Here is a 13,479-nt window from a genome sequence, read left to right on the forward strand (position 1 = left end):
GCGCTTCTTGAAAGCGCCCCAGACTGGATTACAGATTCTGCGTAACGAACGAAAGCATCTGGTCGGCGGTGGAAATCACCTTGGAGTTCATCTCGTAGGCGCGCTGGGTGGTGATCATGTTGACCATCTCCTCAACGGTGCTGACGTTGGAGGTTTCCAGGGTGCTTTGCAGAGTGGTGCCGAAACCGTTCAGGCCAGGGGTGCCGATTTGCGGCGCGCCGCTGGAGGCGGTTTCCAGGAACAGGTTGTTGCCCATCGCCTGCAGGCCGGCCGGGTTGATGAAGTCGGCGGTTTGCAGGTTGCCGATCACTTGGGACGCCGGGTTGCCAGCGACGGTGATGGACACGGTGCCGTCGTTGCCGACGGTGAAGGTCTTGGCGTCGGGCGGAACCACGACAGCAGGCTCCAGGGCGAAGCCGTTGGCAGTGACGATCTGGCCATTGGAGTCCAGGTGGAAGGTGCCGTCACGGGTGTAAGAGGTGGTGCCATCCGGTTGCAGCACCTGGAAGAAGCCACGGCCGTTGATGGCCATGTCCAGCGGTTGTCCGGTTTGCTGCAGGTTACCGGCGCTGAAGTTTTTCTGGGTGCCGACGATCTGCACACCGGTACCCAGTTGCAGGCCCGATGGCAATTCGCTGTCCTGGGTCGACTGGGCACCCGGCTGCTTCTTGATTTGATAGAGCAGGTCCTGGAACTCGGCGCGATCACGTTTGAAGCCCGTGGTCGAGACGTTCGCCAGGTTGTTGGAAATGGTGGTCAGGTTGGTGTCCTGGGCGGACAGGCCTGTCTTGGCAACCCATAGAGCCGGAAGCATGCTGTTCTCCTTCGTGCGCCTGTTTGTTGGCGCCGTGCGACGAAATTAGTTAGGGGCTTAGCTCATCTGCATGACGCGAGTCATGGCCTGGTCGTCTTCTTTAGCGCTGTTCATCATCTTGATGTGCAGCTCGAACTGCTTGGAAAGCGCCAGCACCGCGGTCATTTCCTCTACCGCGTTGACGTTGCTCGCCTGCAGGAAGCCCGAGGTCAGGGTGACGTTCGCGTCGGCCTGGGCCGGCTGGCCATCCTTGGTGTGGATGGTGCCGTCCAGGCCCTTGGTCATGTTCTTGAGGTCGGGTTGGACCAGCTTGATGCGGTCCACTTCCGCCATCACCCGCGGGCCTTCGCCCATGGCGCGAATGCTGATGGTGCCGTCCGCCCCCACTTCGATTTTCTGCTGCGGCGGCACGGCAATCGGGCCGCCGTTGCCCATGATCGGCATACCGTTGCCGGCACGCAGCACGCCCAGGGCATCCACATTCATGCTGGCGCTGCGCACGTAGGCTTCGCCGCCATCCGGGGTTTGCACGGCCATCCAACCGTCGCCGCTGACGGCTACATCCAGGTCACGACCGGTTTCGATCATCGCCCCCGGGGAGAAATCAGTGGCCGGCCGCTCGGTCATGGCAAATGCCCGCGCCGGAAAGCTGTCACCGAACACCGGCATCGAACGCGCCTGCTCCAGGTCACGCTGGAAGCCGTTGGTGGAAATGTTCGCCAGATTGTTGGCATGGGCCTTCTGCGCCAGTGCGTTCTGGCTGGCGCCGGTCATTGCCACATAAAGGTATTTGTCCACGCTCTATCCTCTTTCTGACGGACGCTTGCCGCCCACCGCTGTACTGATGAGGCTTAAGCAATTTGCGAACCAACTTTTAAAAAGAGGCTCAAGTCCAGGCGCCGCGGGGGTTTGCGGCGGAGCAGGATGATTTGAGGCTTGAGAGCGAGTCGAAAAAACGGCGGACTACTGCCGCCTGCGGCAATCACCGACCTGGAAAACGACGAAGATCAAATGTGGGAGGGGCTTGCTCCCGATGGCGGTGTATCAGCCAGCTCACCTGTAGCTGACACACCGCCATCGGGAGCAAGCCCCCTCCCACATTTTTGACCGCGTAGTGTCAGCGAATTATTTGTCGGCCTTGAGAATTTCGTAGTCGCGCAGCTTATTGGCGATGGTGGTGTGCGACACGCCCAGGCGTTTGCCAAGCTGCCGACTGCTGGAATGTTCGGCATAAAGGCTTTCCAGCACGGCCTTCTCGAACCGTCCAACAATCTCCTCCAACCCGCCCTCCAGGGAAAAATCCCCAAGGGGTTGGCGCACCCCGTAGTCCGGCAAGCGGATATGCTCGGCCTTGACCACCCCACCGTCGCACAGCGACACGGCCTGGAACAGTACGTTTTCCAGCTGTCTTACGTTGCCTGGCCAGTGGTAGTGGCTCAAGCGATCCATCGCCGCGGGCGCGAGCTTAGGCAAAGGGCAGCCAATCTGTCGGCTGGCCTGGTCGAGGAAGTGCTCAACCAGTGGCACCAGGCCGTCGAGGCATTCACGCAACGGCGGGATATGCAACGACAGCACATTGAGCCGGTGATAAAGATCCTGGCGAAACTCACCTCGGGCGCAGAGTTCCGACAAGTCCACCTGAGTGGCGCAGATCACCCGCACATCCAGGTAGACCTCTTCATCACTTCCGACCCGGCGAAAGCAGCCGTCCTGCAGGAAGCGCAGCAGTTTGACCTGCAAACGCGCGCTCATTTCCCCCACCCCATCAAGGAACAAGGTGCCGCCCGCAGTCAGCTCCAGCAGGCCGAGTTTGCCTTCGGCCCGCGCGCCTTCAAAAGCCCCGGGGCCATAGCCGAACAGTTCGGTCTCGGCCATCGACTCGGGCAACCCTGCGCAGTTGAGCGCCATCAGCGGTGATTGCCCACGGGGACTGGCCAAGTGGCAGGCACGGGCCAGCAACTCTTTACCGGTGCCGGTTTCACCTTCTATTAATAGAGGCGCATCCAGCGGCGCCATGCGCCGCGCTTCGCGGACCACCGCGGCCATGACCTTGGAGCTTTGGAAGATACTGTCGAAACCACGCAGCTCCTGCTTGCGCACGTTATAGATACGCTCACCGACGCGGTCGGCGCGATGCAAGGTGAGCACAGCGCCAGCCATGGCTTCGCTGTCATCGTGTTCGGAGGATTGCAGCGGCGCGATATCCGCCAGGAACACGTCCCCCTTGACCTTGACCCGCAGGCCATTGATGCGCGACTTGCTGGCGCGCACCAACTCCGGCAAGTCGAAGTCCTCGGCGTAGCGCGACAGCGGAATGCCCGGCACTTCGTCCACCCGCACCCCGAGCAACTGCGCCGCCGCACGGTTGGCGGCCACGATGGAGCCGCCCATATCGATGGACAGCACTGGAAACTCCAGGGCGCCGAGCAGCGCATTGAGTTCCATATGCCGCCGCTCGCTGGGCATCAGCCCTACTCGCTTGACGCCGAATACGCCGCCAATCGCTTCGAACTGCGGGCGTAGTGCCTGGAACTGCATGTTCACCAGGTTCGGGCAAAACAGGTAGATGGCATTGCCATGTTCCCCGCCGACCTCGCCCTTGGCGACGTTGACGCCGTATTCCACCAGCAGGTTGAGGATGTCCCGCAGGATGCCGATGCGGTTCTGGCAATGCACTTTGATACGCATGAAAAGGCTCGAAAAGTAGGTAGGCGCCGCGTCTTTTTGCCGCCGGGCGCAGATAGTCGTCAAGATTATGTGACAGAGCGTAGGCGTTTCCCAGCCCATAGCGCGGATAAGTCATCCATCCGTAACGAATACTTTACGAATAACGGTGATTTTTCCTACATACCCAGGAACAACGTAGATGGAATCCTGCGCCCACCGGGTTATCAATAGTGCATCGCAGGACATAACAAGAACGAATGCCTAGCAGGAGAGCCGTATGAAGCAGACGCACTACGTGGCCCGCGAGCCCGATGCGCAAGGTTTTATCCACTACCCGCCGGAAGAACATGCGGTGTGGAATACCCTGATCACTCGTCAACTCAAGGTGATCGAGGGTCGCGCCTGCCAGGAATACCTGGACGGCATCGACAAGCTCGGCCTGCCCCTGGATCGCATCCCCCAATTGGGCGAAATCAACAAGGTGCTGGCCGAAACCACCGGCTGGCAAGTGGCCCGCGTGCCGGCGCTGATTCCCTTCCAGACCTTCTTCGAACTGCTCGCCAGCAAGCAGTTTCCGGTGGCGACGTTCATTCGCACCCGCGAAGAACTGGACTACCTGCAAGAGCCGGATATTTTCCACGAGATCTTTGGCCACTGCCCTTTGCTGACCAACCCCTGGTTCGCCGAATTCACCCACACCTACGGCAAGCTCGGCCTGGCGGCGACCAAGGAGCAACGGGTGTACCTGGCGCGCCTGTACTGGATGACCATCGAGTTCGGCCTGGTGGATACGCCCCAGGGGCGGCGCATCTACGGTGGCGGCATTCTGTCTTCGCCTAAAGAAAGCGTGTACTGCCTGTCGGACGAGCCCGAGCATCAAGCCTTCGACCCGCTGGAAGCGATGCGCACGCCGTATCGTATCGACATCCTGCAACCGCTGTATTTCGTATTGCCCGAACTCAAGCGCCTGTTCGACGTGGCGCAGGAAGACATCATGGGCATGGTCGAGCGCGGTATGGAATTAGGGCTGCACGCCCCGAAATTCCCTCCGAAACCAAAAGCCGCGTGAACCTCAGGTTTTAACGCCAGGTGAGTCTGTTCCCTGGCCCCGCGTTGCTTTAGGGTAACGCCACTGACCTTCATACATTCGAATTCAGGACACCTCCCATGACCATCTTGAACCAAGCCCACTGCGAAGCCTGCCGCGCCGATGCCCCGCAAGTCAGCGATGAAGAACTGCCGGTGCTGCTCAAGCAGATCCCCGACTGGAACATCGAAGTGCGCGACGGCGTCATGCAGTTGGAAAAGGTTTTCCTGTTCAAGAACTTCAAATTCGCCCTGGCCTTCACCAACGCCATGGGTGAAATCTCCGAGGCCGAAGGCCATCACCCTGGCCTGCTCACCGAATGGGGCAAAGTCACCGTGACCTGGTGGAGCCACTCCATCAAGGGCCTGCACCGCAACGACTTCATCATGGCCGCACGCACCGACGAAGTGGCCAAGACCGCCGAGGGCCGCAAGTAATGCACTTCGACGCCATTGGCCGCGTGCCCGGCGACCCGATCCTCGGGCTGATGGACCTGTATGCCCAGGACGCCAACCCGAACAAATTCGACCTGGGCGTGGGCGTGTATAAGGACGACCAAGGCCTGACGCCGATTCCCCGCTCGGTCAAGCTTGCGGAGCAGCGCTTGGTCGATACCCAGGTGACCAAGACCTACATCGGCGGCCATGGCGACGCGGCTTTCGGTACGCTGATCAGCGAGCTGGTGCTCGGTGCCGACTCAAGCTTGCTGCGCGAGCGCCGTGCCAGCGCCACCCAGACCCCAGGCGGTACCGGCGCCTTGCGCCTGAGCGCTGACTTTATCGCCCAGAACCTGCCTGGCCGTGGCGTGTGGCTGAGCAACCCGACCTGGCCGATCCACGAGACCATCTTCGCCAAGGCTGGCCTCAAGGTCAGTCATTACCCTTACGTGGGCAGTGACAACCGCCTGGATGTGGCGGCGATGCTGGCAACCCTGGAGACGGTGCCCGAGGGCGATGTGGTGCTGCTGCACGCCTGCTGCCATAACCCGACTGGCTTCGACCTGTCACGGGATGACTGGCGCCAGGTATTGCAGATCGTGCGCGAACGCCAGTTGCTGCCGCTGATCGACTTTGCCTACCAGGGCTTCGGCGATGGCCTGGAGCAGGACGCCTGGGCAGTGCGGTTGTTTGCAGCCGAGCTGCCGGAAGTGCTGGTCACCAGTTCCTGCTCGAAGAATTTCGGCCTGTATCGCGACCGGGTAGGCGCGTTGATCGTATGTGCAGCGGATGCGGGAAAACTCATCGATGTGCGCAGCCAGCTGGCGAATATCGCTCGCAACCTGTGGTCGACACCGCCGGATCACGGCGCTGCCGTGGTAGCGACCATTCTTGGTGATGCCGAGCTGAAAAAACTCTGGAGCGAGGAAGTCGAGGCCATGCGTTCGCGGATCGCGCACTTGCGTTCCGGGTTGGTGGAAGCCTTGGCGCCCCATGGCTTGGCCGAGAAGTTTGCCCATATCGGCGCACAACGCGGGATGTTTTCCTATACCGGTTTGAGTGCCGATCAGGTCAAGCAACTGCGCGAGAAGCACAGCGTGTATATGGTCAGTTCAGGCCGGGCCAACGTGGCCGGGGTGGATGCGACACGTTTGACAGTGCTGGCCCAAGCTATCGCCGACGTTTCCAACTGAAAACCCCGGGACCCAATGTGGGAGGGGGCTTACCCCCTCTTATCAAACTACAAGTAAACTACTGATTTTAAAGAATTAAAATTTAGTCCTAACGCCGGATATTTTGGCGGCGGTCCAAGTTGCTGCGCGACGGCGCCACGTCGACGATGTGACCGGGTTGTTGGGTTGTTGGGGCGAGTACATATCCGTTGCTTAGGTAACGGCCACTTATGGTTCCGCCCTTACGGCGGCTCACTTTGCAAAAGCGGCAAAGTAAGCAAAACGCTCTTGCCCCACCACTCGGCACCTCGCCTAGGCTCGGTGTGCCCGTAATCCGCCATGGATTTGGGGGGGCGCCTGAGATCAAAAACACAGCGAGGCGGCCTTAAGCCGACCTGATCGTTGAAGCGTGCGCGTCCCCCTGTGGGAGCGGGCTTGCCCGCGAAGGTCGTTAACGATGACGCGGGAAACCAGAAAGAACGCGGCGTTCTCAGGTTTTTCGCGAGCAAGCTCGCTCCTACAGAAAAAGCAGAAGCACCGCCAGCGTATCTGCGACGCGCAGCGAGTCGCTTTTGATCTTGATCTCAGGCGCCCCGTTAAACCACGCTGGCCGAACGCAGGCTTGAAGCCGTGGGTAACCCGGCAGGACGCCGGGTTAGCCGTCCTGGGCCAGGGATGGCCCATGACGGCGGCCCACGGATTCAAGCCTTCGTTCGGGCACACCGAGCCTAGGCGAGGTGCCGAGTGGTGGGGCAAGAGCGTTTTGCTTACTTTTGCGCCTTTCAAAAGTGAGCCGCTGTAAAAGCGGAACCATAAGTGGCCGTTGCCCAAATAACGGATATGTACCCAGGACGAAAACCAACATCCTGCTCGGCTGTCAGGCTGCCACGGGAACAAGCTCCCTAGTTTGCGGCGCGACAGCGTCACATCGAAGAGGTGGTGGCGGCTCCCACATTTTTACCGAGGCGAGGCTTTTAGCCAGTGACCATTTCAGCCTTGAGCTGCGCCTCCCTGGCCTGGGCATCCGCCAACCGATACAACTCGATATGCCCATCCCAGTGCTCGATCAACGCCGTGCATGACTCCACCCAATCTCCGCAATTGAGGTAATCCACCTCCCCCACCTTGCGAATCTCGGCATGGTGGATATGCCCGCACACCACGCCATGCAGTTCACGCTTGGTGACTTCGTGGGCAATCGCTTCTTCGAAATCGCTGATAAAGCTCACCGCGGTTTTCACCTTGTGCTTCAGGTACGCCGACAGCGACCAGTAGCCGTAGCCATAGCGTGCACGCCAATGATTGAGCCAGCGGTTGAGGGTGAGTGTGAATTCGTAGGCCGAGTCACCAAGGAACGCCAGCCAACGGTGATAACGGGTGATCACATCGAACTGGTCGCCATGGATCACCAACAGGTGCCGACCATCGGCGGTCACATGCACCGCCTCGTCCACCAACTGGATATTGCCCAGGATCAGCTTGGAGTAGCGCCTTAAAAACTCATCATGGTTGCCAGTGACGTAGATCACCTCGGTGCCGCGCTTGGCCATGGTCAACAGGCGACGGATCACATTGGTGTGAGCCTGGGGCCAATACATGCCGCCGCGCATTTTCCAACCGTCGATAATGTCGCCCACCAGGTAGACCTTGTCGGCGTGGTAGCCCTTGAGAAACTGTGAAAGGTGTTCGGCCTGGCAATCCCGGGTGCCCAGATGCACGTCGGAAATCCACAGGGTTCGCACCCGTTGCTTGCGGCTGGGCTTGGTGAACTCGGCATGGGTCATGGGCATCCCTCGACGCTGTTTTCGCGAGCTTGCGCCTTGGCGATTAATAGCCCATGACAGCTGTGCGTCAGTCTCATGACAGCGCTCGATGCGCGCAAAGCGTTGTAGACTGGCGCCTTGCCGCCCTGGAGACCGCGATGAGCCCGAGCCTCACGCTACGCCACTACCTCGAAGCGCCCATCGCCCACAGCCATGATCATGCGCAGTTGGTGTTCGGCCTGTCCGGGCACCTGGACCTGGAAGTCAATGGCCGTGGCAGCCAGGTACGCGAAAGCAGCGTGATGGTGCTCCCCTTCTCCACCCACCACGCCTGCGGCAGCCGTGATGGCAGCCGTTGCCTGGTGCTGGATGTGCCAAACGAGCATTGGGTGGTGCAATCTTTGGGTGAGCATGCCGATGCCAGTCGTCGCTTGCTGGGGCAACCGTCGCGACTGACGCTGGATCCCAGGCAAAGCCAACTGGTGGAGTGGCTGGCGCACAGCCCGGTGCACGACCCGCTGATCGTCCAGCAAGGTGCGGTGCTGTTACTGGCCAGTTTCAATCATCCCCAGGCCCAAGCGCTGCCAGGTCGACGCTTGCCTTATGCGGCGTTCAATGCCCATATCCAGCGCCACGCTGCGCACCCGTTGCAGGTGGCTGACCTTGCGCGTATCGCCGGGCTTAGCGTGGCGCGCCTGCATGCACGCTTCATGGCCGAATGCGGGCAGACGCCGATGGATTATCTTCGCAGTCGTCGCCTGCACATGGCGCTGGAGCTTTTGCGCGGCACACCGCTGGCCATTGGTGAGATTGCCGAGCGCGTTGGCTATGCCTCGCAAAGCGCATTCAGTGCAGCCATGCTGCGCGAGTTTGGTGCCTCCCCTCGCGCCCTGCGCCGGGGCGACTGACGAGAGCCCCACGCTAAAAGACGCGAGGCCGGCGACAGACGTCCGCGAACCAACCCTCTAGACTGCGAGGCTGTTACCCCGTTGGTTCAAGGATCGCAATGACTCCCCGTTCAGCCCTTGGCGCCCTGCATATCGGCGCATTGATGTTTGGCCTCACCGGCGTATTCGGCAAGCTCGCGGCGGCCTCCCCCGCCATCATCGTATTTGGGCGTGCCGCGTTTGCCGTGCTTGCCCTGGCGGTGTTTGCCCGCTTTGCCAGCAACGCGTCCTGGAAGAAACTGGAGATGCGCGACTGGCGCCGCCTGTTGGTCAGCGGTGTGTTGCTGGCCGCCCATTGGGTAACGTTCTTCATTGCCGTCAAAGTCGCCGGTGTAGCCGTGGCGACCCTGGGGTTCACCGCCTTCCCGGCCTTTACCGTGATCCTTGAAGGGTTGATATTTCGCGAACGCATTCGTGCCAATGAAGTGCTGCTGGTGGTCCTGGTCAGCGTTGGCCTGGTGCTGGTCACCCCGGATTTCAACCTTGCCAGCGAAGCCACGGGCGGGTTGCTGTGGGGGATCGCTTCGGGATTATTGTTCTCCTTGTTGTCGTTGAACAATCGCGCCAGTTCCGGACGCATTCCTGCTGTGCAGGCAGCGCTGTGCCAGAACGTGGTGGTCGCAGCCTGCCTGCTGCCGGTGGCAGCCCCGGGGCTGGCGGATGTACGCGCCATTGACTGGCTATGGATCGGGCTGCTGGGCGTGTTTTGTACGGGCCTTGCCCATAGCCTGTTTGTCGCCAGCCTCGCCGTGATCAAGGCGCGCACCGCCTCGGTGGTGTTTGCCATGGAACCGGTCTACGGCATCAGCGTGGCCTGGCTGCTGTTCGCCGAAACGCCGACCTTGCGCATGCTGCTAGGCGGCGCTTTGATCATCGTCGCCATCGTGCTTTCCGGCTTGATGGGCAGCGCCAGCCAGGCGAAACAGCCGGCTACGGCGGCCTGATCTATACTTCAAGCGTCCGCAACAGTCTGTAGTCGTTCAACGGATAAAGACTCCTCGACGACAGCCATGGTGTTTTCTGAAGTTGCTGCAAGCGAGTGGTCATCCCTCAATGCGATGCAGGAGCTTCATCATGGAAATGCTCATCAGCTTGCTGGTCCAGATCATCAGCGGTGCCGTCGGCGGCAACATCGCCGGTATGACCAGGCAAAGCCTGGGGACAGGGCTCAATACCTTTCTCGGCGGGGTCGGCGGCCTGGTGCTGGGCCAGATTGTCGCCGCACTCACCGGCACCACCAGTGGCCAAGCGCTGGATGTGGCTGCGGTCGGCAGCAATATTGTCGGCGGTGGCGTCGGTGGGTTGGTGTTGACGTGGGTGGTTGGTTTTATCAAGCAAAAGCTTGCCGCCAAATAGCGATAGGGTCACCGCCCTCTGTGGCGGTGACCTTCATTGCATACGATCGTTATGGCCCAGATCGCGCTGCGGGTCGATCTGATCGCGCACCCGCTGTTTAAGCACCTTGGCTTCGGGGAAGCCGCCATCGGCCTTGCGTTCCCAAATCTGCACCCCATCACAGGTGATACGAAAGGCGCCGCCGGTGGCCGGTTCCAACGCCACGCGCCCCAGGTCATCGGCAAAGGTACTGAGCAGCTCCTGGGCCAGCCAGGCAGCGCGCAGCAGCCACTGGCACTGGGTGCAATAAGTGATAACAATCTCGGGTTTGCTTGCAGACATAATTTAAGCGGCTCCTGACATGACGGGCCCGACGCATCGGGTGGCTATAATAGCGGCCTTTATCGCCCAGCCTCGAGATTGATGATGCGCCGCCTGTTGTCCTGCCTGTTCCTGTGCCTTGTCCCCCTGCTTGCCGACGCCTTGGAAACACCACGCCCCAAAATCGGCCTGGTGCTGTCCGGCGGTGCCGCCCGCGGCCTGGCGCATATCGGCGTGCTCAAGGCACTTGAAGAACAGGGCATCCATATCGACGCGATTGCCGGCACCAGTATGGGCGCGGTGATTGGTGGGCTGTACGCGTCGGGCTACAAGATCGACGAGCTGGAAAAGCTGGCGCTGGGTATCGACTGGCAGCAGGCCCTGTCGGACGCTCCACCGCGGGAAGACGTACCGTTTCGACGCAAACAGGACGACCGCGATTTCCTGGTCAAGCAGAAACTCAGTTTCCGCGACGACGGCAGCCTCGGCCTGCCGCTGGGCGTGATCCAGGGCCAGAACCTGGCACTGCTGCTGGAAAGCATGTTTGCCCATAGCAGCAACACCCGTAACTTCGACAAGTTGCCGATCCCGTTCCGCGCCGTGGCCACCGACATCACCACCGGCGAAAAAGTCGTGTTCAGCAAGGGCCACCTGCCCCAGGTGATACGCGCCAGCATGTCGATCCCTGCCGTGTTCGCCCCGGTGGAGCTCGACGGGCGCCTGCTGGTGGACGGCGGCATGACCGACAATATTCCGTTGGATGTGGCGCGGGAGATGGGCGTCGACATCGCCATCGTGGTCGATATCGGCACCCCGCTGCGCTCGCGCAAGCAACTGGCAACCGTGGTGGACGTGCTCAACCAATCCATCACCCTGATGACCCGGCGCAACTCCGAAGAACAACTCAAGGCCCTGAACCCCAAGGATGTGCTGATCCAGCCGCCCCTGGCCGCCTATGGCGTGACGGACTTCGGCCGCGCCAAGGACATGATCGACGCCGGCTACCGCGCCACCCGCGCCCTTGATGTACGCCTGGCGCACCTGCGCCCCGCCGAGCCCATCGACCCTGAGTTGGTGGCTGCTCGCACACCGGGCGAACGCACCCCGGTGATCACCGCGATACAGGTGGAAAACGACTCCAAAGTCAGCGACGACGTGATCCGCTACTACATCCGCCAGGGGCTGGGCGAGCCGCTGAACCTCGGCCGCCTGCAATCGGACATGGGCACCTTGTACGGCCTGGATTACTTCGAGCAGGTGCAATACCGCGTGGTGAAAAAAGGTCAGGACAATACCCTGGTGATCAGCGCGCGCGGCAAACGCAGCGGCACCGATTACCTGCGCCTGGGCTTGAACCTGTCGGATGACATGCGCGGCGACAGCGCCTTCAACCTCGGCGCCAGCTATCGCGTCAACGGTATCAACCGCCTCGGCGCCGAATGGCTGACGCGGGTGCAGATCGGTGATCGGCAAGAGCTGTACAGCGAGTTCTACCAGCCGATGGACACCGGCTCGCGTTACTTTGTCGCGCCGTATATCAGAGCCGAGGCGCAGAACGTAGAGCTGGTCCTGGACAACGACCCCATTTCCGAATATCGCCTGGAACGCTACGGCTTCGGCTTGAACGTGGGCCGGCAGATCGGCAACAGCGGCGAGATCCGCTTCGGCGTTGGCGAAGCCTGGGGCAAGGCCGACGTACGTATTGGTGACCGCGACCTGCCGAGCGTGAGCTTCAGCGAAGGCTTCTATGAACTTAAATATTCATTCGACTCCTTTGACAACGTGTACTTCCCCCATAGCGGCGAAGACATCGGCCTGGCCTATCGTGAGTTCGAACCGGGGCTGGGCTCGGACCAGCGCTACCGCCAATGGGAGTTCAAGCTGGACAAGGCCATGAGCCACGGCCCGGACACGTTGATACTGGGCGGTCGTTACGGGCGCACCCTGGATGATTCGGATGTGGTGATTTCCGCCTTCCAGCTGGGTGGAGCGCGGCAACTGTCGGGCTTTCGCCAGGATGCGATCTCGGGGCAGAACGTCAGCCTGATGCGCGCGGTGTACTTCCGCCGGCTGACCCCGCGCTCATACCTGCCGCTGGACTTCCCGTTGTACCTGGGCGCCTCACTGGAACGGGGTCGGGCGTGGAACAACGACAATGAGTTCGACAGCGGCTATATCAACGCCGCGAGTATCTTCCTCGGGTTTGATACGCCGTTGGGGCCACTGAATTTCAGCTATGGATTCAATGATGATAATCAGAAGGCGGTGTACTTGAACCTGGGCCAGACCTTCTGACACAGCATCGAGCTAATGTGGGAGGGGGCTTGCTCCCGATGGCGGGGTATCAGTCAACAATTCTGTAGCTGGCCCACCGCAATCGGGAGCAAGCCCCCTCCCACATTTGGTCCTCGGCAAATTAGGAATCAGGACTTTTCCAGGTTCGCCAGAATGTGCTCATGCACACGCATGCACACGCGCAAATCCTCTTCATTCACCCCTACGAACAACTCATGACGCAACGCCGTGGCAATGGTCTCGATCTGGTCAATCAGCGGCTGGGCGGTATCACATAGCAGGATGCGTTTGGCGCGACGGTCTTCCACCACGGCCTGGCGTTGCACCAGGCCCTGGCCTTCCAGGCTATCGAGCAGGCGCGCCAGGGTTGGCCCTTCCACGCCGACACTTTGTGCCAATTCACGCTGGGTAGGGGCTTCTGCAAAACGGGCCAAATGCAACAGCACCAGCCAGCGCGCCTGGGACAAGCCCAGCCCCGCCAGGCGGCGGTCCAGCTCGGCGCGCCAACCTCGGGACATTTGCGCCAATTGCATGCCAAAACGGTGTTGATCGGTTAACGGCATAAAAAACTCATGTTTAAGACTGAAAATAAAGTATGGCTAATTATTAGTCAGCTAAGCATGAGCCATGTCAGTAGGCAA

Annotated in this window: 13 protein-coding genes; 7 read left to right on the forward strand and 6 right to left on the reverse strand. The window is 60.7% G+C overall.

Features of this window, described 5'->3' with window-relative positions; translation table 11 throughout:
• Window positions 1-28: 28 nt before the first annotated feature.
• From flgG to QYQ93_RS20745, 3 genes are all read right to left on the reverse strand, one after another.
• Window positions 29-814 (reverse strand): flagellar basal-body rod protein FlgG, encoded by a 786-nt coding sequence (flgG, locus tag QYQ93_RS20735; RefSeq protein ID WP_003192986.1) that lies wholly within the window; start codon window positions 812-814, stop codon window positions 29-31.
• 57 nt (window positions 815-871) lie between these two features.
• Complete coding sequence (locus tag QYQ93_RS20740) at window positions 872-1,612, reverse strand: flagellar basal body rod protein FlgF (RefSeq protein ID WP_043049669.1); 741 nt, start codon at window positions 1,610-1,612, stop codon at window positions 872-874.
• Between the two features lie 327 nt (window positions 1,613-1,939).
• Entirely contained in the window at window positions 1,940-3,502 is a 1,563-nt protein-coding gene (locus QYQ93_RS20745; protein ID WP_043049668.1) for a sigma-54-dependent phenylalanine hydroxylase transcriptional regulator PhhR, read from the reverse strand.
• 256 nt (window positions 3,503-3,758) lie between these two features.
• Between QYQ93_RS20745 and phhA the strand changes: the two genes are divergently transcribed.
• The 3 genes from phhA (at window position 3,759) to QYQ93_RS20760 (ending at window position 6,198) form a co-directional block, all read left to right on the forward strand.
• A complete protein-coding gene (gene phhA, locus QYQ93_RS20750) occupies window positions 3,759-4,550 on the forward strand; it encodes a phenylalanine 4-monooxygenase (RefSeq protein ID WP_043049667.1) in 792 nt (263 codons plus the stop codon).
• A gap of 98 nt (window positions 4,551-4,648) precedes the next feature.
• A complete protein-coding gene (locus QYQ93_RS20755) occupies window positions 4,649-5,005 on the forward strand; it encodes a 4a-hydroxytetrahydrobiopterin dehydratase (protein WP_338475385.1) in 357 nt (118 codons plus the stop codon).
• The gene (locus tag QYQ93_RS20760; RefSeq protein WP_338475386.1) at window positions 5,005-6,198 is read left to right on the forward strand and encodes an amino acid aminotransferase; all 1,194 of its coding nucleotides are present in this window, start codon (window positions 5,005-5,007) and stop codon (window positions 6,196-6,198) included. The genes QYQ93_RS20755 and QYQ93_RS20760 overlap by 1 nt, the downstream gene beginning before the upstream one ends.
• Window positions 6,199-7,151: 953 nt before the next feature.
• Here the strand turns inward: QYQ93_RS20760 and QYQ93_RS20765 are convergent.
• Complete coding sequence (locus QYQ93_RS20765) at window positions 7,152-7,961, reverse strand: UDP-2,3-diacylglucosamine diphosphatase (RefSeq protein ID WP_043049665.1); 810 nt, start codon at window positions 7,959-7,961, stop codon at window positions 7,152-7,154.
• A 137-nt stretch (window positions 7,962-8,098) separates the two neighbouring features.
• Between QYQ93_RS20765 and QYQ93_RS20770 the strand changes: the two genes are divergently transcribed.
• From QYQ93_RS20770 to QYQ93_RS20780, 3 genes are all read left to right on the forward strand, one after another.
• Complete coding sequence (locus tag QYQ93_RS20770; protein WP_338475387.1) at window positions 8,099-8,848, forward strand: AraC family transcriptional regulator; 750 nt, start codon at window positions 8,099-8,101, stop codon at window positions 8,846-8,848.
• Window positions 8,849-8,946: 98 nt separating this feature from the next.
• Entirely contained in the window at window positions 8,947-9,831 is an 885-nt protein-coding gene (locus QYQ93_RS20775) for a DMT family transporter (protein WP_043049663.1), read from the forward strand.
• Window positions 9,832-9,961: 130 nt separating this feature from the next.
• Window positions 9,962-10,243: a hypothetical protein gene (locus QYQ93_RS20780; RefSeq protein WP_124402526.1), complete on the forward strand. Its 282-nt coding sequence runs from the start codon at window positions 9,962-9,964 to the stop codon at window positions 10,241-10,243.
• A 33-nt stretch (window positions 10,244-10,276) separates the two neighbouring features.
• On the opposite strand, the gene QYQ93_RS20785 is transcribed toward QYQ93_RS20780, so the two are convergent.
• Window positions 10,277-10,564, reverse strand: a complete 288-nt coding sequence (locus QYQ93_RS20785) for a SelT/SelW/SelH family protein (protein WP_338475388.1) — start codon at window positions 10,562-10,564, stop codon at window positions 10,277-10,279.
• A gap of 84 nt (window positions 10,565-10,648) precedes the next feature.
• Between QYQ93_RS20785 and QYQ93_RS20790 the strand changes: the two genes are divergently transcribed.
• Window positions 10,649-12,838: a patatin-like phospholipase family protein gene (locus QYQ93_RS20790; protein ID WP_338475389.1), complete on the forward strand. Its 2,190-nt coding sequence runs from the start codon at window positions 10,649-10,651 to the stop codon at window positions 12,836-12,838.
• Between the two features lie 128 nt (window positions 12,839-12,966).
• Here QYQ93_RS20790 and QYQ93_RS20795 read toward each other — a convergent pair whose 3' ends face one another.
• Window positions 12,967-13,401, reverse strand: coding sequence for a MarR family transcriptional regulator (locus QYQ93_RS20795; protein ID WP_043049659.1), 435 nt, complete (start codon window positions 13,399-13,401; stop codon window positions 12,967-12,969).
• Between the last annotated feature and the right edge of the window lie 78 nt (window positions 13,402-13,479).

Source organism: Pseudomonas khavaziana, assembly GCF_036704165.1.
GTDB lineage: Bacteria > Pseudomonadota > Gammaproteobacteria > Pseudomonadales > Pseudomonadaceae > Aquipseudomonas > Aquipseudomonas khavaziana.

Bases quoted from the DNA above. Each gene is read 5' to 3' on its own strand.
- phhA (WP_043049667.1), top strand. From the start codon at position 3,759: ATGAAGCAGACGCACTACGTGGCCCGCGAGCCCGATGCGCAAGGTTTT.
- QYQ93_RS20785 (WP_338475388.1), bottom strand. From the start codon at position 10,564: ATGTCTGCAAGCAAACCCGAGATTGTTATCACTTATTGCACCCAGTGC.
- QYQ93_RS20745 (WP_043049668.1), bottom strand. From the start codon at position 3,502: ATGCGTATCAAAGTGCATTGCCAGAACCGCATCGGCATCCTGCGGGAC.
- QYQ93_RS20770 (WP_338475387.1), top strand. From the start codon at position 8,099: ATGAGCCCGAGCCTCACGCTACGCCACTACCTCGAAGCGCCCATCGCC.
- QYQ93_RS20755 (WP_338475385.1), top strand. From the start codon at position 4,649: ATGACCATCTTGAACCAAGCCCACTGCGAAGCCTGCCGCGCCGATGCC.
- QYQ93_RS20760 (WP_338475386.1), top strand. From the start codon at position 5,005: ATGCACTTCGACGCCATTGGCCGCGTGCCCGGCGACCCGATCCTCGGG.
- flgG (WP_003192986.1), bottom strand. From the start codon at position 814: ATGCTTCCGGCTCTATGGGTTGCCAAGACAGGCCTGTCCGCCCAGGAC.
- QYQ93_RS20765 (WP_043049665.1), bottom strand. From the start codon at position 7,961: ATGACCCATGCCGAGTTCACCAAGCCCAGCCGCAAGCAACGGGTGCGA.
- QYQ93_RS20780 (WP_124402526.1), top strand. From the start codon at position 9,962: ATGGAAATGCTCATCAGCTTGCTGGTCCAGATCATCAGCGGTGCCGTC.
- QYQ93_RS20775 (WP_043049663.1), top strand. From the start codon at position 8,947: ATGACTCCCCGTTCAGCCCTTGGCGCCCTGCATATCGGCGCATTGATG.
- QYQ93_RS20790 (WP_338475389.1), top strand. From the start codon at position 10,649: ATGCGCCGCCTGTTGTCCTGCCTGTTCCTGTGCCTTGTCCCCCTGCTT.
- QYQ93_RS20795 (WP_043049659.1), bottom strand. From the start codon at position 13,401: ATGCCGTTAACCGATCAACACCGTTTTGGCATGCAATTGGCGCAAATG.